The organism is Hydrogenophaga sp. BPS33, assembly GCF_009859475.1.
Lineage (GTDB): Bacteria > Pseudomonadota > Gammaproteobacteria > Burkholderiales > Burkholderiaceae_C > Hydrogenophaga.
The window spans coordinates 5,381,568-5,404,014 of record NZ_CP044549.1 but is presented as its reverse complement, the minus strand read 5'-3'; the positions used below and the strand labels follow the sequence as shown (position 1 = coordinate 5,404,014).

22 protein-coding genes are annotated in these 22,447 nt (G+C 65.7%); 13 read left to right on the top strand and 9 right to left on the bottom strand.

From position 1 onward, the window contains the following. Positions 1-11 precede the first annotated feature (11 nt). Positions 12-863, bottom strand: a complete 852-nt coding sequence (gene panC, locus F9K07_RS24925) for a pantoate--beta-alanine ligase (protein WP_159595970.1) — start codon at positions 861-863, stop codon at positions 12-14. A gap of 507 nt (positions 864-1,370) precedes the next feature. Between panC and F9K07_RS24920 the strand changes: the two genes are divergently transcribed. Further along, entirely contained in the window at positions 1,371-1,751 is a 381-nt protein-coding gene (locus F9K07_RS24920; RefSeq protein WP_159595969.1) for a hypothetical protein, read from the top strand. Continuing rightward, the gene (locus tag F9K07_RS24915; protein WP_159595968.1) at positions 1,748-2,572 is read left to right on the top strand and encodes a hypothetical protein; all 825 of its coding nucleotides are present in this window, start codon (positions 1,748-1,750) and stop codon (positions 2,570-2,572) included. The genes F9K07_RS24920 and F9K07_RS24915 overlap by 4 nt, the downstream gene beginning before the upstream one ends. 23 nt (positions 2,573-2,595) lie before the next feature. Here the strand turns inward: F9K07_RS24915 and panB are convergent, their stop codons facing one another. Next, positions 2,596-3,483 carry a 3-methyl-2-oxobutanoate hydroxymethyltransferase gene (gene panB / locus F9K07_RS24910; protein WP_159595967.1) on the bottom strand — a complete coding sequence of 296 codons (888 nt, stop codon included), beginning with the start codon at positions 3,481-3,483 and terminating at the stop codon, positions 2,596-2,598. A gap of 74 nt (positions 3,484-3,557) precedes the next feature. Between panB and nadC the strand changes: the two genes are divergently transcribed. From nadC to F9K07_RS24895, 3 genes are read left to right on the top strand one after another with little or no spacing between them, the layout of a single operon-like run. Beyond that, positions 3,558-4,421, top strand: a complete 864-nt coding sequence (gene nadC / locus F9K07_RS24905; protein ID WP_159595966.1) for a carboxylating nicotinate-nucleotide diphosphorylase — start codon at positions 3,558-3,560, stop codon at positions 4,419-4,421. A 7-nt stretch (positions 4,422-4,428) separates the two neighbouring features. Continuing rightward, complete coding sequence (gene nadA / locus F9K07_RS24900) at positions 4,429-5,541, top strand: quinolinate synthase NadA (RefSeq protein WP_159595965.1); 1,113 nt, start codon at positions 4,429-4,431, stop codon at positions 5,539-5,541. Further along, on the top strand, positions 5,538-7,298 hold the full coding sequence (locus tag F9K07_RS24895; RefSeq protein ID WP_236581499.1) for a chorismate-binding protein: 1,761 nt from the start codon (positions 5,538-5,540) through the stop codon (positions 7,296-7,298). Before nadA ends, F9K07_RS24895 begins: the two co-directional genes overlap by 4 nt. A 4-nt stretch (positions 7,299-7,302) precedes the next feature. On the opposite strand, the gene nadB is transcribed toward F9K07_RS24895, so the two are convergent. Genes nadB through F9K07_RS24875 form a run of 4 tightly spaced genes read right to left on the bottom strand, consistent with a single transcriptional unit; the run spans position 7,303 to position 11,088 of the window. Beyond that, a complete protein-coding gene (nadB, locus tag F9K07_RS24890; protein WP_159595964.1) occupies positions 7,303-8,901 on the bottom strand; it encodes an L-aspartate oxidase in 1,599 nt (532 codons plus the stop codon). A gap of 58 nt (positions 8,902-8,959) precedes the next feature. Then, positions 8,960-9,808, bottom strand: a complete 849-nt coding sequence (locus F9K07_RS24885) for a segregation and condensation protein A (protein ID WP_159595963.1) — start codon at positions 9,806-9,808, stop codon at positions 8,960-8,962. A gap of 25 nt (positions 9,809-9,833) precedes the next feature. Beyond that, entirely contained in the window at positions 9,834-10,046 is a 213-nt protein-coding gene (locus F9K07_RS24880) for a DUF3460 family protein (protein ID WP_159595962.1), read from the bottom strand. Positions 10,047-10,086: 40 nt separating this feature from the next. Beyond that, a complete protein-coding gene (locus F9K07_RS24875; RefSeq protein ID WP_201451478.1) occupies positions 10,087-11,088 on the bottom strand; it encodes a GlxA family transcriptional regulator in 1,002 nt (333 codons plus the stop codon). 156 nt (positions 11,089-11,244) lie between these two features. Here F9K07_RS24875 and F9K07_RS24870 point away from each other — a divergent pair, with 156 nt between their 5' ends. Beyond that, on the top strand, positions 11,245-12,354 hold the full coding sequence (locus F9K07_RS24870) for an S-(hydroxymethyl)glutathione dehydrogenase/class III alcohol dehydrogenase (protein ID WP_159595961.1): 1,110 nt from the start codon (positions 11,245-11,247) through the stop codon (positions 12,352-12,354). Positions 12,355-12,405: 51 nt separating this feature from the next. Here F9K07_RS24870 and F9K07_RS24865 read toward each other — a convergent pair whose 3' ends face one another. Then, positions 12,406-14,058, bottom strand: a complete 1,653-nt coding sequence (locus F9K07_RS24865) for a SulP family inorganic anion transporter (protein ID WP_159595960.1) — start codon at positions 14,056-14,058, stop codon at positions 12,406-12,408. A 96-nt stretch (positions 14,059-14,154) separates the two neighbouring features. Between F9K07_RS24865 and bamE the strand changes: the two genes are divergently transcribed. Continuing rightward, on the top strand, positions 14,155-14,676 hold the full coding sequence (gene bamE, locus F9K07_RS24860) for an outer membrane protein assembly factor BamE domain-containing protein (RefSeq protein ID WP_442907347.1): 522 nt from the start codon (positions 14,155-14,157) through the stop codon (positions 14,674-14,676). A 16-nt stretch (positions 14,677-14,692) separates the two neighbouring features. On the opposite strand, the gene F9K07_RS24855 is transcribed toward bamE, so the two are convergent. Then, on the bottom strand, positions 14,693-15,433 hold the full coding sequence (locus F9K07_RS24855) for a YoaK family protein (RefSeq protein WP_159595959.1): 741 nt from the start codon (positions 15,431-15,433) through the stop codon (positions 14,693-14,695). A gap of 10 nt (positions 15,434-15,443) precedes the next feature. Next, positions 15,444-17,501 (bottom strand): methionine--tRNA ligase, encoded by a 2,058-nt coding sequence (gene metG / locus F9K07_RS24850; RefSeq protein ID WP_159595958.1) that lies wholly within the window; start codon positions 17,499-17,501, stop codon positions 15,444-15,446. 147 nt (positions 17,502-17,648) lie between these two features. On the opposite strand from metG, the gene apbC reads away from it, so the two are divergent. The 6 genes from apbC (at position 17,649) to F9K07_RS24820 (ending at position 22,445) form a co-directional block, all read left to right on the top strand. Beyond that, positions 17,649-18,740, top strand: a complete 1,092-nt coding sequence (apbC, locus tag F9K07_RS24845; RefSeq protein ID WP_159595957.1) for an iron-sulfur cluster carrier protein ApbC — start codon at positions 17,649-17,651, stop codon at positions 18,738-18,740. A 56-nt stretch (positions 18,741-18,796) separates the two neighbouring features. After that, positions 18,797-19,714, top strand: coding sequence for a LysR substrate-binding domain-containing protein (locus tag F9K07_RS24840; protein WP_159595956.1), 918 nt, complete (start codon positions 18,797-18,799; stop codon positions 19,712-19,714). A gap of 75 nt (positions 19,715-19,789) precedes the next feature. Continuing rightward, positions 19,790-19,981: a hypothetical protein gene (locus F9K07_RS24835; RefSeq protein ID WP_159595955.1), complete on the top strand. Its 192-nt coding sequence runs from the start codon at positions 19,790-19,792 to the stop codon at positions 19,979-19,981. An 11-nt stretch (positions 19,982-19,992) separates the two neighbouring features. Then, positions 19,993-20,892: a transporter substrate-binding domain-containing protein gene (locus F9K07_RS24830; protein ID WP_159595954.1), complete on the top strand. Its 900-nt coding sequence runs from the start codon at positions 19,993-19,995 to the stop codon at positions 20,890-20,892. A gap of 124 nt (positions 20,893-21,016) precedes the next feature. Further along, entirely contained in the window at positions 21,017-21,772 is a 756-nt protein-coding gene (locus F9K07_RS24825) for an amino acid ABC transporter permease (protein ID WP_159595953.1), read from the top strand. A 1-nt stretch (position 21,773) separates the two neighbouring features. After that, positions 21,774-22,445: an amino acid ABC transporter permease gene (locus tag F9K07_RS24820; RefSeq protein ID WP_159595952.1), complete on the top strand. Its 672-nt coding sequence runs from the start codon at positions 21,774-21,776 to the stop codon at positions 22,443-22,445. Positions 22,446-22,447: the final 2 nt, after the last annotated feature.

The following is a 22,447-nucleotide window of genomic DNA, read 5'->3' as shown; positions in this document are numbered from 1 at the left end:
CGGGGGACGTTCTATATCTCGAAGTTGTCGATCAACCGCGTGGTGCCCAGGCGCGCGGCGCCCAGCACCACGAGCGGGTCGCCCGCCTGTGGTGTCTGCAGGTCGGCGCGGCGGCGCACGGTGAGGTAGTCGGGCTTCCAGCCGCGCGCGGCCAAGTCTTTCATGGCGCGTTCTTCCAGCGCGGGCAGATGGCGTGCCAGACCGTCGGCGGCGGCCAGCGCATCGCGACCGAGCGCGCGCAGCGCCAGGGACAGCTGCACCGCCTCCGTGCGTTCGCTCTCGCTCAGGTAACCGTTGCGCGAACTCAGCGCCAGGCCGTCGGCGGCGCGCTGCGTGGGCACGCTCACGATCTGAACCGGCAGCGCGAACTGGCGCACCATGTTGCGGATCACCATCTGTTGCTGGTAGTCCTTCTGCCCGAAGACCGCAAAGCGCGGCCCCTTGGCTTCGGTGAGCGCGCACAGGAACAGCTTCATCACCACGGTGCAAACGCCCGTGAAGAAGCCCGGGCGGAAGTGGCCTTCGAGGATGTCGGCCAACTCGGTGGGCGGCTGGATCTTGAAGCCCTGCGGCTCGGGGTATAGCTCTTTCTCGGCGGGCGCGAACACCACGTCGCAGCCCTCGGCCGCGAGCTTGTCGCAATCGGCCTGCAGTGTGCGGGGGTAGGTGTCGAAGTCTTCGTGCGGGGCGAACTGCAGGCGGTTGACGAAGATGCTGGTGACGGTGACGTCGCCCAGGGGCTTGGCGGCGCGCACGAGATCGAGGTGGCCGCTGTGCAGGTTGCCCATGGTGGGCACCAGGGCTGGTGCGTTGAACGGGCGCAGCGTGGCGCGCAGATCTTCGAGGGTGTGAACGAGTTTCATGCGGTGATCAGATGGGGCCGCAACGGCTGGCCGGGGGGGATTATCGCCGCGCGCCCGTGGCCGCTGCCTCAACCGATGGCGGGCATACGCCCCGGGGGATCTCGGAACCTTGTTCAAACCCTTATTACTTGTAACTTGCAATCAGCGGTCGCACGGGGCGTCCGTTGAACAGCCGCTATCCCGCATTGTGGACAAAGGACGATCAAATGAACAATTCCAGCGCCAAACCTCTGTCACTGGGTACCCATCGTCCCAGCCCTCAGCCGCAGAGCGCCAGCCGCAAATGCCGCCGACCACCACGCCGCCGCAATCGAGGCCGTTGAGAAGCGCGCGCGATACGTCCGTAGGGGCCACCAATTGGTTTACGAAGGTCCAATCGGGTGATCCCCGCGCAAGCAGTGGGCGAGCGGGTGGCGTCGCATCGATGCAGACGATGTAGAAAACAAAGTCGCAAAGGCGGATCCCGAACTCGCATCGTTGAGGGAAGAGTTACTGGCAGCAGAAACGATGCGTCTGCGTAAGCCAGGTTTCGTGGCCGATGCGTGTGGCGCTCGCCTCCGCCATCTGCTGCCCCGATTGGACGATGGACAGAAAAAAATCAGGGATTACGCCAAAGAAGAACTTGTCACTTTGCGCACGTTGACGGCTTCACTTGAGCGCATGGTGCGGCCTGATACGCCCGACAACGCCATGCTCCCAGGCGCCAGGCTTACGCTGGCCGGCGTGAGAGGAGTCGATCAACATGCAGAGTCTCTGGTGCAGCAGATTCTTCGCAGGAAGAGTGCTGAAGAGAGAGTCAAGACCGCGCAGACGATTCTCAAGGGAAGCGATCTTCCGCGGCTTGGGCGGCTGAAGGCATCCGTCGATTTCCTCGTCGCGGAGGGGTGATCATTGCGGGCGTTTCACCTCTTCAACTTCAAACGGATGTCAGTGCTCGCATCCAGGTGGTCGAGCAAAACAAATACGATGAGCTGATCACAAACGCCAGACCCTACGGCACCTCGCAGAAATTCACAGACCCAATAACCCCGCCGGATGCGCAACTGCTTGCCCTCCTGAGAACGCTCGTGGAGCAAGACGTTTTGACGCCGGAACTCGCATGCGCCAAGACCGGCGTGGAAGACGCCATTAAGGAGCGCAAGGCGGACATTGCGGCCAAGTTCCGCAAGGCGTTCAGACCACTGCTGACAGACTCCAAGCCCAGCCAGGTGACGACCCTGCTCTTAGAGTCGGCGGCTGTCGCGAGCGAGAGTTTGTCCGCGTACGAAAAGTTGAATTGGGACTTTCTCGAAGAAGGCATTGCCGACTGGATCGGAGGCAAAGTTCGTGGCACCCAAAGTTCCGGAGAACGCGTGGGTGTAGACCCGCTCTATGCAAAGGGAATGGAATCGTTGCTCGCCAGCTTGTCCACGGGCGAAGGCCGGCTCATTCGAAATCTGTTGGGCGCGCAGCAGGACGATGGCAGCAAGGCGGCCGTCGCCTACCTGGATGAGGTGCAAAACTCGCTCGACATGTTGCTATGGGATGAAAAGAAGAGCCCGCGCGCCGTGTCGAGCGCCTCGAACGCGGAAAACCTGACGGCTGAAAGCCGTCAGGCTCTGGAAGCCACCCTGAACCTCACGGTGAAAGGTGGCCAACTCGTTCAGTACAAGGCCGCAGCCATCCCGGTCACGCAAGGCACTGAAAAGCGCCAGACGCCCACCAACTGAGACAGGCCCTGCATGCCTGCTGCCTACCAGGCGTGCAGTTCGTCGTTGGGAAAGCTGCCGTCCTTCACCGCGGCCACGTAGGCCGCCATCGCATCGCGCACGCTGCTCGCACCCTCCATGAAGTTGCGCACGAACTTCGGGTTCTTGCCGAGGTTGATGCCGAGCATGTCGTGCATCACCAGCACCTGGCCCGCCGTGCCTTTGCCCGCGCCGATGCCGATGGTGTGGCACTGGGGCAGTTGGGTCGTGATCTCGGCCGACAGTGCGGCCGGCACCATTTCCAGCACCAGCATGGTCGCGCCCGCGTCCTGCAGCTCCAGGGCGTGGCGCTTGAGGGTGAGCGCCGCCGCGTCGCCGCGGCCTTGCACGCGGTAGCCGCCCAGGGCGTGCACGGTCTGGGGCGTGAGGCCCAGGTGCGCGCACACCGGGATGCCGCGCTCGACCAGAAAGCGCACCGTTTCCGCCGTCCAGCCGCCGCCTTCGATCTTGACCATGTGCGCGCCGGCGTGCACCAATTGCGCCGCGCTGCGCATGGCCTGTTCCTTCGACTCGTGGTAGCTGCCGAACGGCAGGTCGCCCAGCAGCCAGGCCGTGCCCTGCACGCGCCGCATGCCGCGTGCCACGCTCTCCACGTGGTAGACCATGGTTTCCAGCGTCACGCCCGCGGTGCTGGGCAGGCCCTGGCAGACCATGCCGAGCGAGTCGCCCACCAGAATGCATTCCACACCGGCCGCGTCGGCCACGGCCGCGAAGGTGGCGTCGTAGGCGGTGAGCATGGTGATCTTCTCGCCGCGTTCGCGCAGCTCGTTCAGGCGCGGCAGGCTGACCGGCTTGCGCGCGGGCAGAGGCGAGGACGCGGGCAGCGTGCCGTAAGGCGTGGCCATGGGCGTGGAATTCGTGGGGGTGCTCATGTCGGTTTCCGCAGTGCGGGAGGGGGGTGGGTGAGAATGCGGCACTATAGACCAAACCGCTATGCTTGCGCCCCATGAATCGAGCCCCTGAATTCACGCTGTCCCACCTGCAGGAACTGGCCCGCCGCGATGTCGAGCGGGCTCTGGAAGAAGACGTCGGAGCCGGCGACCTGACCGCCGCCCTGGTGGACCGCGAGCGCCCCGCGCGGGCGCGCATTCTCGCGCGTGAGGCGGCCGTGCTGTGCGGCGCGCCGTGGGTGGAAGCGGCAGTGCTCGCGCTAGACCCGCAGGCCACATTGACCTGGCACGTGCGCGAAGGCCAGCGCTGCGAGGCCGAGCAGACCGTGCTCACCATCGAAGGCCGTGCGCAACCGCTGCTCACCGCCGAGCGCACGGCGCTCAATTTTCTGCAATTGCTCTCGGCCGTGGCCACGCGCACGGCCACTTTCGTGGATGCCGTGGCGGGCACGCGGGCCCAGATCGTGGACACGCGCAAGACCCTGCCCGGGCTGCGTCTGGCGCAAAAGTACGCGGTGAAGACCGGTGGCGGGGTGAACCACCGCATCGGCTTGTACGACGCGGTGCTGATCAAGGAAAACCACATCGCTGCCGCCGGGGGCGTGGCCCAGGTGCTGCAGCGGGTGCGCGAGACCGCGCCAGCGGCGCAGTTCGTCGAGATCGAGGTGGAAACGCTGGAGCAGCTCGACGAAGCCCTGTCCTGCGGCGCCACCATGGTGCTGTTGGACAATATGGACCTGTCCACGCTGCACGAAGCCGTGCGCCGCAATGCCGGTCGCGCGGTGCTCGAAATTTCGGGCGGCGTGAACATGGACACCGTGCGCGCTCTTGCAGAAACCGGGGTTGACCGCATCTCCATCGGCGCGTTGACCAAAGATGTGAAAGCCACCGACTTCTCCATGCGTTTCCAGACGCTCTGAAGCAAACATGACCACCCACGATTCCAGCGACGTGATCGACGTCGAATACGAGCAACCGGCCTGCCCCACGCAGCACGCGTGGGCGCGCGTGCCCGTCGAACCGGGCCCCAGGCAGCGCGCCGCGCTCAAGGAGCGCATCCGGCAATTGCTCAAGGAGCGCAATGCGGTGATGGTGTCGCATTACTACGTGCACCCGGACCTGCAGGACCTTGCCATTGAAACCGGTGGCATCGTGAGCGATTCGCTGGAAATGGCGCGCTTCGGCCGCGACCATGCCGCCACCACGCTGGTGGTCTCGGGCGTGCGCTTCATGGGCGAGACCGCCAAGATCCTGAGCCCGGAGAAGACCGTGCTCATGCCCGACCTGGACGCCAACTGCTCGCTCGACCTGGGTTGCCCGATCGACGAATTCAGCGCCTTCTGCGACGCACACCCGGACCGCACGGTGGTGGTGTACGCCAACACCAGTGCGGCGGTGAAGGCGCGCGCGGACTGGCTGGTCACGTCCAGCTGCGCGCTCGACATCGTGAGTGCGCTCAAGGAAAAGGGCCACAAGATCCTGTGGGCGCCCGACAAGCACCTGGGCGCCTACATCGAACGCGAGACCGGCGCGGACATGGTGATGTGGTCGGGCTCGTGCATCGTGCACGACGAGTTCAAGGCCTTTGAACTCGAAGCTCTCAAGAAGGAACACCCCAAGGCCAAGGTGCTGGTGCACCCGGAGAGCCCGGCCGACGTGATCGCACTGGCCGATGCCGTGGGCTCGACCTCGGCCATCCTGAAGGCCGCGCGCACCTTTGACGCCACCGAGTTCATCGTGGCCACCGACAACGGCATGATGCACATGCTGCGCCAGCAGAACCCGGGCAAGGTGTTCATCGAAGCGCCCACCGCGGGCAACAGCGCCACCTGCAAGAGCTGCGCGCACTGCCCCTGGATGGCCATGAACGGCCTGGCCGGTGTGGCGCAGATCCTGGAGAAGGGCTTGAACGAGATCCACGTCGATCCGGCGCTGATCCCGCGCGCGCGCATGCCGATCGACCGCATGCTGGCCTTCACCGGCGCGCAGCGCAACGGCCAGAATCCGGGCGCGCTCGTGCCCAACATCGGCGCGGCGTGAGCCCTGTCCACGCCCGCATCGCCTTTGCGGCGAGCGGGTTGGCGTCGCACGGCGCGCTGCAACTCGACTTCGGCGTACCTCGCGAGGTGCTTCGCGCCGATACCTTGTCCGACGTCCGGTCGGTGATCGAAGCCGCCGAATCCGCCGCGCGTGGCGGTGCCTGGGTGGTGGGCTGGTTGGCCTATGAAGCCGCTGCCGCCTTCGACCCCGCCTTGCCCACGCACGCACCCGCTGGCCCACTGGCCTGGTTCGGTGTGCACGATGCACCCATCGAGCGCGGTGCGGCACCGTCGCCCGGCGAAGCGGTGCGGGTCGACTGGGCCGATGCGCCGTGCGCACGGGCCGGCTTTGATGCCACGCTGGCCGAACTGCTGCAGGCCATTGGCGAGGGCGAGGTCTACCAGGTCAACCACACCGCGCGTTGGCAGGGCGCGTTGCGACAGGGCCGTGCGCTCGATGTGTTCACCGCTCTGCAGCGCGAACAACCGGGCGCGTACGCGGCCTACGTCGACAGCGGCGGCCAGCAAGTGCTCAGCGTGTCGCCCGAGCTGTTCTTCGACTGGGACGGCGATGCGGTGCTCACCCGGCCCATGAAGGGCACGGCCTGCCGCGGTCGCGACACGCACGACGATGCGGCGCAGGCCGCGCGGCTGGCGTCCTGTCCGAAGGAGCGTGCCGAGAACGTGATGGTGGTCGACCTGCTGCGCAACGATCTTTCGCGCGTGGCGCTGCCGGGCTCGGTGAACGTGCCCAGCTTGTTCGATGTCCAGCCTTTGTCGTCGGTGTGGCAGATGACCTCCGACGTGCGCGCGCGCACCCCTGCGGGCACGCGCTTGTTCGAAGTCTTGCAAGCCTTGTTTCCCTGTGGCTCCGTGACGGGCGCGCCCAAACGGCAGGCGATGCGGCGCATCGTGCGGCACGAGGCTGGCCCGCGCGGGGTCTATTGCGGCGCGGTCGGGGTGTTGCGCCCGGGTGGTGGTGCCACGTTCAACGTGGGCATCCGCACCGTGGTGGCGCGCGGTGACACCTTGAGCCTGGGCGTGGGCAGCGGCATCACGTCCGGGTCGCGCCCGCGCGCCGAGTGGCGCGAGTGGCAATACAAGGCGGCCTTCGCCGCGCGCGCCGCCCAAACTTTCGAATTGCTGGAAACGCTGTCGCTGGAAGAAGGCCAATGGCAGCACGGCGCGCGCCACCGCGAACGCATGGCCCGCTCCGCCGCGCAACTGGGATTCGTGTGGCGAGCAGAAACCTGGCACGCGGCGCTGGAGGCACTCGTGCTCGCGCATCCCCGGGGGCTGTGGCGCGTGCGCGTGTTGTGCGCGCGCGATGGGCGCATGCAGGCCAGCGCGCACGCCATGGCGCCCACGCCGGGTCCGGTGCGCCTGGTGCTCGCCCGCCACGCGTTCGCCGCGGCGCATTCGCCGTTTGTGCGCCACAAGACCACGCACCGCGCGGCCTACGAGGCGGCCGAATGCGTGTTGCCCGGCGTGTTCGACACGCTGCTGTGGAACGACGATGGCGAGCTGACCGAGTGCACGCGCGGCAACGTGGCGCTGCGCCTGGAAGGCGAGCAGGGCTGGGTCACGCCAGCGCTGGACTGTGGCTTGTTGCCCGGTATCGGGCGCGAGGTGGCCCTGGAAGAGGGCCGGGTGCGCGAGGCGGTGGTGTCGGTGTCGGCTTTGCAGCGCGTGCGCGAGATCGCGTTCTTCAACAGCCTGCGCGGCTGGTTGCCGGCGGTGTTGGAGACCGGGGCTTGAGCGCTCAGCGCGCGGCTGGCACCAGAATGGTCGGCTTCGCCTCGGGCAGCAGCGTTGGGTAGTCGCGGCTGAAATGCAGCCCGCGGCTCTCGTGTCGCAGCTTGGCCGATTGCACGATCAGGTCGGCGACCTGCACCAGGTTGCGCAGCTCCAGCAGGTCGCGCGTGACGTGGAACTGTGCGTAGAACTCCTGGATTTCCGATTGCAGCAAGGCGATGCGGTGCGCCGCGCGCTCCAGGCGTTTGTTGGTGCGCACGATGCCGACGTAGTCCCACATGAAGCGGCGCAGCTCGTCCCAGTTGTGCGAGATCACCACGTGTTCGTCGGCATCGGTCACGCGGCTGTCGTCCCACAATGGCAAGGCTGGCGGCGTCTGCGGTGCAGCGGCGGTGCGGATGGCGTTGACCGCGCCTTGCGCGAACACCATGCACTCCACCAGCGAATTGCTGGCCAGGCGGTTGGCGCCGTGCAGGCCGGTGCAGGTGGTTTCGCCCACCGCGTACAGGCCGGCGAGACCGGTGCGGCCGGCCAGGTCGGTCACCACGCCGCCGCAGGTGTAGTGCGCGGCCGGCACCACGGGAATGGGCTCTTTCGTGATGTCGATGCCCAGCTCGGCGCAGCGCGCCAGGATGTTGGGGAAGTGGTGTTGCAGGAACTCGGGGCTCTGGTGCGATATGTCCAGGTGCACGCAATCCAGCCCGTGCTTCTTCATCTCGAAATCGATCGCGCGCGCCACCACGTCGCGCGGCGCGAGTTCGGCGCGCGGGTCGTGGTCGGGCATGAAGCGGTGGCTGCCCAGGTGCGGCGGCAGCTTGAGAAGGCCGCCCTCGCCGCGCACCGCCTCGGAAATCAGAAAACTCTTGGCATGGGGGTGGAACAGGCAGGTCGGGTGGAACTGGATGAATTCCATGTTGCCCACCTGGCAACCCGCGCGCCAGGCCGCGGCGATGCCGTCGCCGGTGGCGGTGTCGGGGTTGGTGGTGTACAGGTAGACCTTGCCCGCGCCGCCCGTGGCCAGCACGGTGTGTGTGGCGCTGAAGGTGACCACTTCGTCGCGCACCGTGTCGAGCACGTAGGCGCCGAGGCAGCGCCGCGCCTGGGCATCTGCGGGAAGTTGCCGATCGGTGATCAGGTCGACCAGCATGTGGTGCTCGAACAGTTGGATCTCCGGCGTGGCGCGCACGCGCTCCATCAGCGTGGCCTGCACCGCCGCGCCCGTGGCGTCGGCCGCGTGCACGATGCGGCGGTGGCTGTGACCGCCTTCGCGCGTGAGGTGCAGCTCCCCGTCTTCCAGCGAGAACGGCACGCCCAGCTCCTGCAGCCAGGCGATGGCAGCGGGCGCGTTTTCCACGGTGAATTGCGTGGCTTCGAGGTCGCACAGGCCTGCGCCGGCCACCAGGGTGTCCTCGACGTGCGAGTCCACAGTGTCGCCTTCGGCCAGCACGGCCGCGATGCCGCCCTGGGCCCAATTGCTCGAACCGTCGCTCAAGGCGCGTTTGGTGACCACGGCCACGCGGTGGCTCTTGGCCAGGTGCAGCGCGGTGGTGAGGCCGGCCAGGCCGCTGCCGATGATGAGGACGTCGAAGCGGTGCAGGTCGGTCATGGTGTCTCGGGGTGGCAGGGATGCCGCTCTCGCGGCGGTCGGGTGCGCAGGGTTGGGGTCAGGCCGGTGTGTAGGCCAGCCGCACGTAGATGGGGGCGAACGCCTCGGCCTGTGTGAGCTCGATCAGCGTTTCCTTGGCCAGTTCGAGCATGGCGATGAAGGTGACCACGAGCACTGGCGAGCCTCGGCTGACGTCGAACAGCTCGCCGAACTCGACGAACTTGCGGCCCTGCAACTGGCGCAGCACGATGCTCATGTGTTCGCGCACCGAGAGTTCTTCGCGGCTGATCTTGTGGTGCTGCACCAGCTTGGCGCGCTTGAGGATGTCGCGCCAGGCGCTTTGCAGGTCGAGCGCGCTCACATCGGGGAAGCGCGGTGCCAGGGCCTGTTCCACATAGACCTGCGCGCGCAGGAAATCGCGCCCGTACTGCGGCACCTCTGTGAGCCGCTGCGCGGCCAGCTTCATCTGCTCGTACTCGAGCAAGCGGCGCACGAGTTCGGCGCGCGGGTCTTCGGCTTCCTCGCCCTCGGCCGTCTTCTTGGGCGGCAGCAGCATGCGCGACTTGATCTCGATCAGCATCGCCGCCATCAGCAGGTACTCGGCGGCCAGCTCCAGGTTGCTGGCGCGGATTTCGTCGACGTAGCTCAGGTACTGGCGCGTCACCCCGGCCATGGGAATGTCGAGGATGTTGAAGTTCTGCTTGCGGATCAGGTACAGCAGCAGATCCAGCGGACCTTCGAACGCTTCGAGAAAGATCTGCAGCGCGTCGGGCGGGATGTACAGGTCGCGCGGCATGGCAAACAGCGGTTCGCCATAGAGCCGCGCCAGCGCGACATGGTCCACGACCGAGGGCAGGACTTCGTCCAGGCCCTGCGGGGCCTCGTTGAGCGTGTGCGGATCGCTCATGTAGGGACGCGGTCGTCGGCGGTGATCAGGTGAAGTCGGAGCCGGTCTGGTAGACGTAGGGCTTCTGGGGAACGCGGGCGTCCTGCGCTTCTGCCTGGAACTGGCGGTCGATCTGCTTGTCCCAGAGCAGCGCGCGTCCCTGGCGCTGCGAGGCTTCCAGGCCCGGCCGGCTGGCCTTGAGCTGTTCGATGAACTGCGTCGTGTCGGACTGGTAGTCGGGGCGGCGGAAGAAGGACATGGCGGGCTCGAAGGGTGCGCGAAGGGAGAAGTGGGCGATTTTAACGGGCGGGCGCGCCGCAAAAGCGCAACCGGTAGTCTTCCGCGGTCATGCCCGATTGCCTCAGGAACAGTTTGCGAAGCGACTGTTCGGAGGTATAGCCGACGCGCCCGGCCACCGACTTCAGGGGCAGGTGGCCTTCCTGCAGCAGCAGGCAGGCTTTGTCGAACCGGGCCGCGTCGATGTACTGGTTGGGCCCGATGCCCACTTCCTTCAGAAACACCCGGCGAAAGTTGCGCTCGCTCATGGCCGCACGGTTCGCCAGCTCGCCCAGTTTCATCGGCATGGCGATGTTCGAGAGGATCCAGTCCTGTGTCTCGCGGATGCCGGTGTGGGTGGTGTTCTGGCTGGCCAGGTGCATGCTGTATTGGGACTGCCCGCCGGTGCGGCGCAGGTAGACCACCAGATCGCGCGCGACCGCCAGGGCCAGGGAGCGGCCGAAGTCTTCTTCCACCAGTGCCAGTGCCAGGTCAATGCAGGCGGTGACGCCCGCGGACGTCCAGAGATGGCCGGCGCGGATGTAGATCGCGTCAGCCTCGACTTCCACGTTCTTGAACTGGTGTTTCAACCGATCCGCCGCGCTCCAGTGGGTGGTGGCACGCAGGCCGTCCAGCACGCCGGCCTGCGCCAGGAAGAAGCTGCCGGAACACAGGCCCACCAACCGGTGCAGCTTGGGGGCGGCCAGACGGGCCCAATCCACCAGGGAAGGGTTCGATGCCAGGGCCTCTTCGATGGCGCGGGCGCCGACGATCACGGCGACGTCGGGCAGGTCGTCCGCGTCCAGAACGTGCGTGGCTTCCAGGGTCATCGGCAAGTCCGAGGCGATCGCCGCGGCCCGCGTGGAGGCGATCCGGATCGTGTAGCCAGGCGCACGGCCGCTGTTCGCGAGGTGGATGTTGGCGTATTCGAACACGCTCATGGTGCCGATCGCCTCGAGGGACTTGAAGCCCGGATACACGACCAGATCCACCCGGATGGGCGAGGCGTACAGAGGATCCTTCATGCGCTGACGAGGGGTGTGTTGGGAGGGTGCCGTTCCGATTCGGCCATTCTGGTGGGCGCTGCGGCCAATCGGGCGCGAGACGCCCGGCCTGGGGTTTCGCTTGCGCGCAATCGCCGGTATTGTGCGCGCTGCTATCACGTCCAAAGGATCAGACCCATGAAATCGCGCGCCGCCGTGGCCTTCAAGGCCGGAGAACCCCTGCAAATTGTCGAAATCGACGTCGCCGCACCGCAAAAGGGCGAGGTGCTGGTGAAGATCACCCACACCGGCGTGTGCCATACCGACGCGTTCACGTTGTCCGGTGAAGACCCCGAAGGCCTCTTCCCGGCCGTCCTCGGCCACGAGGGCGCGGGCATCGTGGTGGAAGTGGGCGAAGGCGTCACCAGCGTGAAGCCCGGCGATCACGTGATCCCGCTCTACACCGCCGAATGCCGCGAATGCCTGTTCTGCAAGTCCGGCAAGACCAATCTGTGCGTGGCCGTGCGCGCCACCCAGGGCAAAGGTGTCATGCCCGACGGCACCACGCGTTTTTCGTACCAGGGCCAGCCGCTCTACCACTACATGGGATGCTCCACGTTCAGTGAGTACACCGTGGTGGCCGAGGTCTCGCTGGCGAAGATTCACCCGCAAGCCAACCCCGAGCAAGTCTGCCTGCTGGGCTGCGGCGTGACCACCGGCCTGGGCGCGGTGAAGAACACCGCCAAGGTGCAGGAAGGCGATTCGGTGGCCGTGTTCGGTCTGGGCGGCATCGGCCTGGCGGTGGTGCAGGGCGCGAAGCTGGCCAAGGCGGGACGCATCATCGCCATCGACACCAACCCGTCGAAGTTCGACCTGGCGCGGACCTTCGGCGCGACCGATTGCGTCAACCCCAAGGACTTCGACAAGCCCATTCAGCAAGTCATCGTGGAGATGACGGGCTGGGGCGTGGACCATTCGTTCGAATGCATCGGCAATGTCAACGTGATGCGTGCAGCACTGGAGTGCGCGCACCGGGGCTGGGGCCAGTCCGTCATCATCGGCGTCGCTGGCGCGGGCAAGGAGATCTCGACGCGGCCGTTCCAGCTGGTGACGGGTCGCAAGTGGCTGGGCACAGCATTTGGCGGCGTCAAGGGCCGCACCGAGCTGCCCGGCATGGTGCAGGACGCCATGTCGGGCGAGATCCAGCTCGCCCCCTTCGTCACGCACACCCGCCAGCTCAGCGAGATCAACGAGGCCTTCGATCTCATGCACGAAGGCAAGTCGATCCGCACCGTGGTGCATTTCTGAGCGGCGGCTTTCGCAGCGCGTTGCCGTTGGCATCGCCTGCGCCAGCCAGGTTCACTGGCAGGTGCTCAGCCGCGTGGCGAACCCCGAGCGCTCGATCAGCGAGCGCGGCTGCGGGTGCAGCCCCACCATGCCCAAGTGCCCACCGCGCTTGTGCACGGCCTTGTGCAGTTGCTCCAGCGCGTCCAGGCCGGTGGTGTCCAGGGAGATCAACTGGCTGGCGTCCAGCATCACGTTGACCGGCGTGGGCGAGCGCTCCACCTCGGCCACGATCGGATCGATCTTGGCCACCGCGCCGAAGAACAGCGAGCCCACGAGCCTGTAGGTGGCCTGCTGCTCGGTGCGGGCCACCGCCTCGGCGCGGAAGATCTCGCTTTGCCGGCGCACGAACAGCACCACCGCGAGCACCAAACCGAGTTCGACCGCCACCGTCAGGTCGAACACGATGGTGACGAAGAAGGTGGACAGCAGCATCAGCCGGTAGTGGTTGCTGAACTGCTTGAGGCGCGCGAACTCGCGCCATTCGCCCATGTTCCAGGCCACGAACAGCAGCACGCCAGCCAGCACCGCCAGCGGAATGTGGAAGGCCAGCGGTGCGGCCAGCAGGACCACCAGCGCCAGGGTGCCCGCGTGCACGATGCCCGCCACGGGAGAGACCGCGCCGGAGCGGATGTTGGTCACCGTGCGCGCGATCGTGCCGGTGGCGGGCATGCCGCCGAAGAAGGGCACCACCGTGTTGGCGATGCCTTGCGCCATGAGTTCCTGGTTGGGGTCGTGCTTGGGCGCATCGCTCAGCTGGTCGGCCACGCGCGCGCACAGCAGCGACTCGATGGCGCCCAGCATCGCGATGGTGAGCGTGGGGGTGACCAGCAGGCGCACCGTTTCCCAGGAGAAATCTGGCAGCGCGAACGTCGGCGCGCCTCGAGGAATGCCGCCGAACCGCGTGCCGATGGTCTCCACCGGCAGCGCCAGAGCCCAGGCCAGCAAGGTGAGCGTGACCAGCGCCACCACCGGCCCTGGCAGGCGTGACGTGGCCTTGAGGGCGCTGACCTTGTCCAGCGATTCGATGGCGGCGAGTTGGCGGCGAAAGCGAGAGTCCGTTGCCCACAGGCGCGGCCACACCACCAGGCCCAGCACGCACAGGCCGCCGAGCGCGAAGGCGAACGGGTTGAAGCTCTCGATGTGGCGCGCCAGCGCGTTCATCTGGCCGAAGAAACTGGCCGGCATGTGGGCGATCTCCAGGCCCAGCAAGTCGCGCACCTGCGACAGGGCGATGAGCACCGCGATGCCGTTGGTGAAGCCGATCACCACGCTCACCGGCACATAGCGCACCAGGGTGCCCAGGCGCAGCAGGCCCATCAGAAACAGCAGCACGCCCGCGCTGGCGGTGGCGATCAGCAGGTTGGCCACGCCATAGCGCTCGACGATGCCGTAGACGATCACGATGAAGGCGCCGGCCGGCCCGCCGATCTGCATCGAGGTGCCACCCAGGGCCGAAATCAGGAAGCCGGCGATGATCGCGGTCCACAGGCCCGCTTCGGGCTTGAGGCCGCTGGCGATCGCGAAGGCCATGGCCAGCGGCAGCGCCACGATGCCTACCGTGGCCCCCGCGCCGACGTCGCGCGCCAGCTTGTCGCGGTCGTAGCCGCGCAGAGCCTGCAACAGGCGCGGGCGAAATGGGGCAAGGGGCGGAAGACCTTGGCGCATGGATCGATGTTACCTTTGGGTACGGGTCGCGAGGCGGATGGCGTTTGCGATGTTCGGCGCGGCAGTAGACTGGTCTTTTGACATAGGACAAGCAAGATGCAATCCACGATGGGCAAACTGTGCCGCGGCGCACGCAGCGTGTTGGCCTTGATCGGTCTGGGCAGTCTGCTGGCGGCCTGCGACCCGGTGAACATCAGCGAGCTGGAAGAGGGCGTGTCCACCGAGGCCGATGTGCGCGAGCGCTTTGGCAAGCCGGAGAACATCTGGGAAGGCGAGGACGGCGCGCAGATCTACGAGTACAACCGCCAGCCCGAGGGCAGCGTGAACTACATGATCACCATCGGGCCCGACGGCAAGATGGCCGCGCTGCGCCAGGTGCTCAACCCGCGCACCTTTGCGCAGGTGACGCCCGGCATGCCGATGGAGCAGGTGCGCCGCATGCTGGGCAAGCCCATGAAAATCACCACCTACGCGCTCAAGCGCGAGACGCATTACGACTGGCGCTATCTCGAAGGTGCGTCCAGGGAGACGTCGAAGATCTTCACCGTCGTGTTCGATCCGGATCTGAAAGTCGTGTCGACGATGTCGACGCGCGATCCGGAGCTGGACCGGAATTGAAAGCGCCGCGCAGGCTTCACGCCTCGCGCAGCCGTTGCCAGTCGTCCAGCGCCGGGCGCATCACCAGGAGCAGGAGCAGCAGCGCCAGGGGCACGGTGCTGATGAAGCCCAGATGCTTGAAGCCGAGCGCGCCGACCACACCCCCCAGGAAGAAGCAGGCCACCAGCTGTGCGTGCACACGCAGTCGGTCGCGGTCGGCCCGCACCTGCCGGGCGTGGGTGTGCCGGTTCACATAGAGCAGTTTGCCCAGCTCGATGCCGAGGTCGGTCACCAGCCCAGTGACGTGCGTGGTGCGGATCCGGGCGTTCGAGATCTTGGTGATGACGGCGTTCTGCAGGCCCATGATGAAGCACAGCAGGATGACGGTGAGCGGCAGGAAGACGGGTGTCATGAAGCCCATGGCGGAGCCGAAGAGGCCGAAGACCAGCAACGCGGCGGCTTCCAGCACCAGCGGCAGGCCATAGGCGCTGCGCAGGTCGCGGCGCATGCCCCAGTTCACCAGCCAGGCCGTGGTCATGGCGCCGAGCAGAAAGGCGAGTACCGAGCCGAGTCCCGCCAGCGCCAAGCTGAGTTCGCCCAGGACCAGGTGGTCGGCGACGGAGGAGACGATCCCCGTCATGTGCGAGGTGTACTGGCCCACGGCCAAGAGTCCGCCGGCATTGGCGGCGCCCGCCACGAAGGCGAGTACCGAGCCGAGTTTCAGGTCGGTCTGCGGCGTGCGCTGCAGACTGGTGAAGCCTCGGATCGGTTTGAACACGGCCTGTCGATCAATGCACCCGCATGCCCGGCGTGGCGCCCGGCCAGGGGGTGAGCACGTGGATGCCGGGTTGCGCCTTCTCGTCGGCGTGGCTCGCGGCCAGCACCATGCCTTCGCTCACACCGAACTTCATCTTGCGTGGCGCCAGGTTGGCCACCACCACGGTGAGCTTGCCCACCAGGTCTTCGGGCTTGTAGGCGCTGGCGATGCCGCTGAACACGTTGCGCGTGCGGCCTTCGCCCACGTCTAGCGTGAGGCGCAGCAGCTTGGTGGAGCCTTCCACCGCTTCGCAGTTGACGATCTGCGCGATGCGCAGGTCGATCTTGGCGAAGTCGTCGATGGTGATGGTGTCGGCGATGGCTTCACCGCCGGGAAGGGGGGCTTCCTCTACCGGGGCAGGCGGCGGCTCGAACAGGGCGTCGAGCTGCTTCACATCCACGCGCTGCATCAGGTGCTGGTAGACGTTGATGGCGTGGCCCTTGCCAAGGAGGCGCGCCGTGTCGGCGAAGTGCAGCGGGCCGCTTTGAAGGAAGGCTTCCACCTGAACGGCCAGCGCGGGCAGCACGGGCTTGAGGTAGAGCGTGAGCAGGCGGAAGGCTTCGATGCAGGTGGTGCACACGTCGTGCAGCCGGCCATCCATGCCTTCTTTCTTCGCCAGCTCCCAGGGCTTGTTCTGGTCTACGTAGGCGTTCACGCGGTCGGCCAGCAGCATGATCTCGCGCAGGGCCTTGCCGTATTCGCGCTCGGCGTACAACTCGGCGATGGAAGCCGAAGCGCTCTGCAGGTGGTCGAGCAAGGCATCGCCGTCGGCGGACACTTCGCCCAGCTGGCCATCGAAACGCTTGGCGATGAAGCCGGCCGCGCGCGAGGCGATGTTGATGTACTTGCCGATCAGGTCGCTGTTGACCCGCAGCAGGAAATCTTCGGGGTTGAAGTCGATGTCTTCGTTGCGCGCCGACAGCTTGGCCGCCAGGTAGTAGCGCAGCCACTCGGGGTTCATGCCGAGTTGCAGGTACTTCAGCGGGTCGAGGCCGGTGCCGCGGCTCTTGCTCATCTTCTCGCCGTTGTTCACGGTGAGGAAGCCGTGCACGAAGACCGCGTTGGGCACCTTGCGCCCGCTGAACTTGAGCATCGCCGGCCAGAACAGCGTGTGGAAGGTGATGATGTCCTTGCCGATGAAGTGGAACTGCTCGGTGGCTGGGTCGGCCATGAAGGCGTCGAAATCGCGGCCGGTCTTGTCGAACAGATTCTTCAGCGACGCGAGATAGCCCACGGGCGCATCCAGCCACACATAGAAATACTTGCCCGGGGCATCGGGAATCTCGATGCCGAAGTAGGGCGCGTCGCGGCTGATGTCCCAGTCGCCCATCTTGGTCTTGCCGTGCTCGTCGGGCTCGATCCACTCGCTGATCTTGTTGAGCACCTCGGGCTGCACCGCGCCGCTTTGCGTCCATTGGTCCAGAAAGGCCAGGCAGCGCGGGTCGGAGAGCTTGAAGAAGAAATGCTCCGATTGCTTGAGCACCGGCTTGGCACCCGAGAGTGCGGAGTAGGGGTTGATCAGGTCGGTCGGGCTGTAGACCTTGCTGCAGACCTCGCAGTTGTCGCCGTACTGGTCCTTGGCGTGGCAGTTGGGGCATTCGCCCTTGATGAAACGGTCGGGCAGGAACATGTTCTTCTCGGGGTCGAAGAACTGTTCGATGGTGCGCGTTTCGATCAGGCCGTTGGCCTTGAGATCACGGTAGATCTGCTGCGCGAGCACGTGGTTTTCCGGGCCATCGGTGCTGTGCCAGTTGTCAAAGCCGATGTGAAAGCCGTCCAGGTAGGGTTTGCGGCCGGCGGCGATGTCGGCCACGAACTGCTGCGGCGTCTTGCCGGCCTTGTCGGCGGCGATCATGATGGGCGCGCCGTGCGCGTCGTCGGCGCAGACGAAGTTCACCTCGTGGCCCTGCATGCGCTGGAAGCGAACCCAGATGTCGGCCTGGATGTATTCCATGATGTGGCCAATGTGAAAATGGCCATTGGCATAGGGCAGGGCGGTGGTGACGAACAGGCGTCGCGGCTGGCTCATGGGAGGGGGCTTTCTGTCGGGGAACGCGCGATTTTACGAGGCTATGCCCTCATGGCATCTGTGTGAATGACCCGCGCAGGAGCACGACGGTAGACTTGGCGCCCCCTGCCCCCAACTTCTTGGCCTGTTTTCTGGAGACCGTTTTCCATGTCCGTTGATTCCCAGGCGCTGTTGACCGCGCTGCAAGCCGTGACCGACCCGGGCACCGGCAAGGATTTCGTGTCGACCAAGGCGCTCAAGCAGTTGCAGGTCGTGGGTGGGGATGTCTCGTTCGAGGTGGAGATGGGCTACCCCGCCCGCAGCCAGCACGCGGCCCTGCGCGAGGCGCTCACCGCCGCGGCCCGTTCGGTGCCGGGGGTGCAGACGGTGTCGGTGGACTTCCACACCAAGGTCATCGCCCACGCTGTGCAGCGGGGCGTGCAGCTGCTGCCTAACGTGAAGAACATCGTGGCCGTGGCCTCGGGCAAGGGCGGTGTGGGCAAGAGCACCACCGCGGTCAACCTGGCGCTGGCGCTCTCGGCCGAGGGCGCGAAGGTCGGCATTCTGGACGCCGACATCTACGGCCCCAGCCAGCCCATGATGATGGGCATCGAAGGCCGGCCCGAAAGTGTCGATGGCAAGACCATGGAGCCGCTGGAGAACCACGGCGTGCAGGTGATCTCCATCGGCTTCCTGATCGACCGCGACGAAGCCATGATCTGGCGCGGCCCGATGGCCACGCAGGCGCTGGAACAGTTGCTGCGCCAAACCAACTGGAAAGACCTGGACTACCTGATCGTCGACATGCCGCCCGGCACGGGCGACATCCAGCTCACGCTGTCGCAGCGCGTGCCGCTGACCGGCGCGGTGATCGTCACGACACCGCAGGACATCGCGCTGCTCGACGCGCGCAAGGGCATCAAGATGTTCGAGAAGGTCGGGGTGCCGATTCTGGGGGTGGTGGAGAACATGGCGGTGCACGTGTGCGAGAAGTGCGGCCATGTGGAGCACATCTTCGGCGCCGACGGCGGCAAGCACATGGCCGCCGAGTTCGGCATGGACTACCTGGGTGCCTTGCCGCTGAACCTGAGCATCCGCGTGCAGGCCGACAGCGGGAGGCCTTCGGTGGTGGCCGATCCGGACGGCGAGATCGCCGGGTTGTACAAAAGCGTGGCGCGCCAGGTGGCCCTGTCGATCGCGGCCAAGGCGAAGGACTTTTCCAGCAAGTTTCCGTCGATCAAGATTTCCAAGGACACCTGACGGGCGCGGGGGCGCGCCCGACGGAGATGGGCCACGGCACCCCATAATCGCCGTTCATGGAAACCAAATGGCTCGAGGATTTCGTCAGCCTCGCTGAAACCCGCAGCTTCAGCCGTTCGGCACAGCTGCGGCACGTCACGCAGCCCGCCTTCTCGCGCCGCATCCAGTCGCTGGAAGCCTGGGCCGGCACCGATCTGGTGGACCGGTCGTCCTACCCCACGCGCCTCACGCCCGCGGGCCAGACCCTGTACGACCAGGCGTTGGAAATGCTGCATTCGCTGCAAAGCACCCGGGCCATGCTGCGCGCGCACACGGCGGCGGGGCAGGACGTGATCGAGTTCGCCTTGCCGCACACGCTGGCGTTCACCTTCTTCCCCTCCTGGCTCTCCGGCTTGCGCGAGACCTGCGGCCCGATCAAGAGCCGCCTGATCGCCTTGAACGTGCACGACGCCGTGCTGCGTCTGGTGGAAGGCAGTTGCGACCTGCTGATCGCCTACCACCACGCCGCGCAGCCGATCCAGCTCGATGCCACGCGCTACGAGATGCTGCCCCTGGGCACCGAGCTGCTGGCGCCCTATGTGCGCCCGGACGCCGACGGCCGCCCGCAGCACAGCCTGCCTGGCACGCAGCAGCAGCCCCTGCCGTATCTCGCCTACGCGCCCGGCGCCTACCTGGGACGAGCGGTCGACCAGATGCTCAAGCAGAGCGCCGCGCCGGTGCACCTGGACCGTATTTACGAGACCGACATGGCCGAGGGCCTCAAGGCCATGGCCCTGGAAGGCCACGGCATCGCCTTCCTGCCGGCCAGCGCGGTGCGCAAGGAGGTGCGCACGCGCAAGCTGGTGCCGGCGGGCGACGGGCTCGAGATCGCGCTCGACATCCGCATCTACCGCGAGAAACCCATGGGCCGCAAGATCAAGGGATCGGTCGAGAAGTTCTGGAACGACCTGCGCCAGCGCCAGGCGGTCGGCTGACCTTATGTCCCAAGAGTGACTAGCGTCGCGCGAACGTCTTTGCCATAGGGGTAAGTTCGGACATGACGGCTTTGCATGATCGCGATCGCCATCGGCATTGGCGTTTGTTCTTTGCGCCGGATAGAGTCGCCCGTTTTGTTTCCCGACGGGGTGGGAATTCCCGGGGTGGAACGAAGCTTGCGTAAGGGGCATCATGCAAACGCCTGCAGCCCGATCGGCGCTGAGCGTTCGGTTGTCATCCGTTCTGTTCGTTTTTGTTCACAATGAAGGAGATCTTTATGAAAAAACACCTGCTTGCATTGGCCGTCACCACATTGGCCGCCAGCAGCGCCTTCGCTCAAGCCGGCGACACGCTGGCCAAGATCAAGGCGTCCGGCAGTGTGTCCCTGGGCGTGCGCGAATCGTCTGGCCTGGGTTACACCTTGGGCAACGGCAAGTACGTCGGCTTTCACACCGAGATGGGTGAACGTGTACTGGCCGATATCCAGAAGCAGCTGGGCCTGTCCAAGTTGGATATCAAATACCAGCCCGTGACCTCGCAAAACCGCATTCCGCTGGTGCAGAACGGCACTGTGGACATCGAATGCGGCTCCACCACGAACAACGCTACGCGCCAGAAGGATGTGTCGTTCGCCGTGACCACCTATGTGGAAGAAGTGCGTATCCTGACCAAGGCCAACTCCGGCATCACCGGTATTGAAAGCCTCAAGGGCAAGACCGTGGCCACCACCACGGGCACCACCTCGGTGCAGACCCTGCGCCGCAACAAGCGCGCCGAAGGCATCGACTTCAAGGAAGTCATGGGCAAGGACCACGCCGACAGCTTCCTGCTGCTCGAATCCGGCCGTGCCGATGCCTTCGTGATGGACGGCTCCATCCTGGCGGCCAATGCCTCCAAGGCCAAGAACCCGGCCGACTTCAAGATCGTCGGTGAAGTGCTGTCGGTGGAGCCGATCGCCTGCATGCTGCGCAAGGACGATCCTGCCTTCAAGAAGGCCGTGGACGACAGCATCAAGCGCCAGATCGCCGATGGCTCGCTGGCCAAGCTGTACGACAAGTGGTTCATGCAGCCGATCCCGCCCGCCAACGTGAAGATCGGTCTGCCGATGTCCGAGGCCACCAAGGCCGCGTGGGCGAACCCGAACGACAAGCCGATGGAAGAGTACACCGTCAAGTAATCGGTCACGAGCTTCAAGCACGCCCCTTCAAGTGATTCATTTGAAGGGGCGTTTTCGTAGAGGTTGGCGCGCTGTGCGGTGAACAGCGCCATTCACAAACAACAAGAGAAGAGAAGGTGCTTTTATGGCCTGGGATTGGCAGGTGTTCTGCGAGGACACCATTGAGAGGCAGCCGGTGGCGAGCTGCTTTGGCAAAGGCGGAGACATCACCTACCTGGACTGGATGCTCTCCGCGTGGGGCTGGACCGTGTCCGTCTCGCTGCTGGCCTTGCTGTTGGCCCTGGTGCTCGGAATCGTGATCGGCACACTGCGCACGCTGCCCGACCGACCCATGGTGGTGCGCCTGGGCAATGCCTGGGTGGAACTGTTCCGCAACATTCCCCTGCTGGTGCAGATCTTCCTCTGGTACCACGTGGTGCCTGCGATCTTCCCGGCCATGCGGGACGTGCCTGGCTTCGTGCTGGTGGTCTTCGCCCTGGGATTCTTCACCTCGGCGCGCATCGCCGAGCAAGTGCGCTCAGGTATCCAGGCGCTGCCGCGCGGGCAACGCTATGCCGGCATGGCGATGGGCTTCACCACCTTCCAGTACTACCGCTACGTGCTGCTGCCGATGGCGTTTCGCATCATCATCCCGCCGCTGACCAGCGAGACCATGAACATCTTCAAGAACTCCTCGGTGGCGTTCGCGGTGTCGGTGTCCGAACTCACCATGTTCGCGATGCAGGCGCAGGAAGAAACCTCGCGCGGCGTGGAGGTGTACCTGGCCGTGACCGGCTTGTACATCATCTCGGCCTTCGCCATCAACCGCATCATGGCCTTCATCGAGAAGCGTGCGCGCATACCGGGCTTCATCGTGGCCGGCGGAACGGGAGGCCATTGAGATGAACTTGAACCTCGACTTTTCCTTCTATAACTGGGACCTCATCACCAACTTCGTGTTGAAGGGCCTGTATTTCAGCGCGATGTTGACCATCGTCGCCACCATTGGCGGCATCCTCTTCGGCACCATCCTGGCGCTGATGCGCCTGTCGGGCAAGAACTGGCTGGAAACACCGGCCACCATCTACGTCAACGGCATGCGCAGCATTCCGCTGGTGATGGTGATCCTGTGGTTCTTCCTGCTGGTGCCGCTGCTGATCGGGCGGCCCATCGGTGCCGAGGCGTCGGCGGTGATCACCTTCATCGCCTTCGAGGCGGCCTACTTCAGCGAGATCATGCGCGCGGGCATCCAGTCGATCCCGCGTGGCCAGGTGTTCGCCGGGCAGGCGCTGGGCATGAGCTATGGCCAGAACATGAAGCTGGTGGTGTTGCCGCAGGCATTTCGCAACATGCTGCCGGTGCTGCTCACGCAGACCATCATCCTGTTTCAGGACACCTCGCTGGTGTATGCCATCGGCGCCTACGACATGCTCAAGGGCTTCGAGGTGGCGGGCAAGAACTTCGGCCGCCCGATCGAGGCCTATCTCGCCGCTGCGGTCATCTACTTCATCATGTGTTATGCGCTGTCCTGGCTGGTCAAGCGCCTGCACAAGAAGATTGCCATCATCCGTTGAAG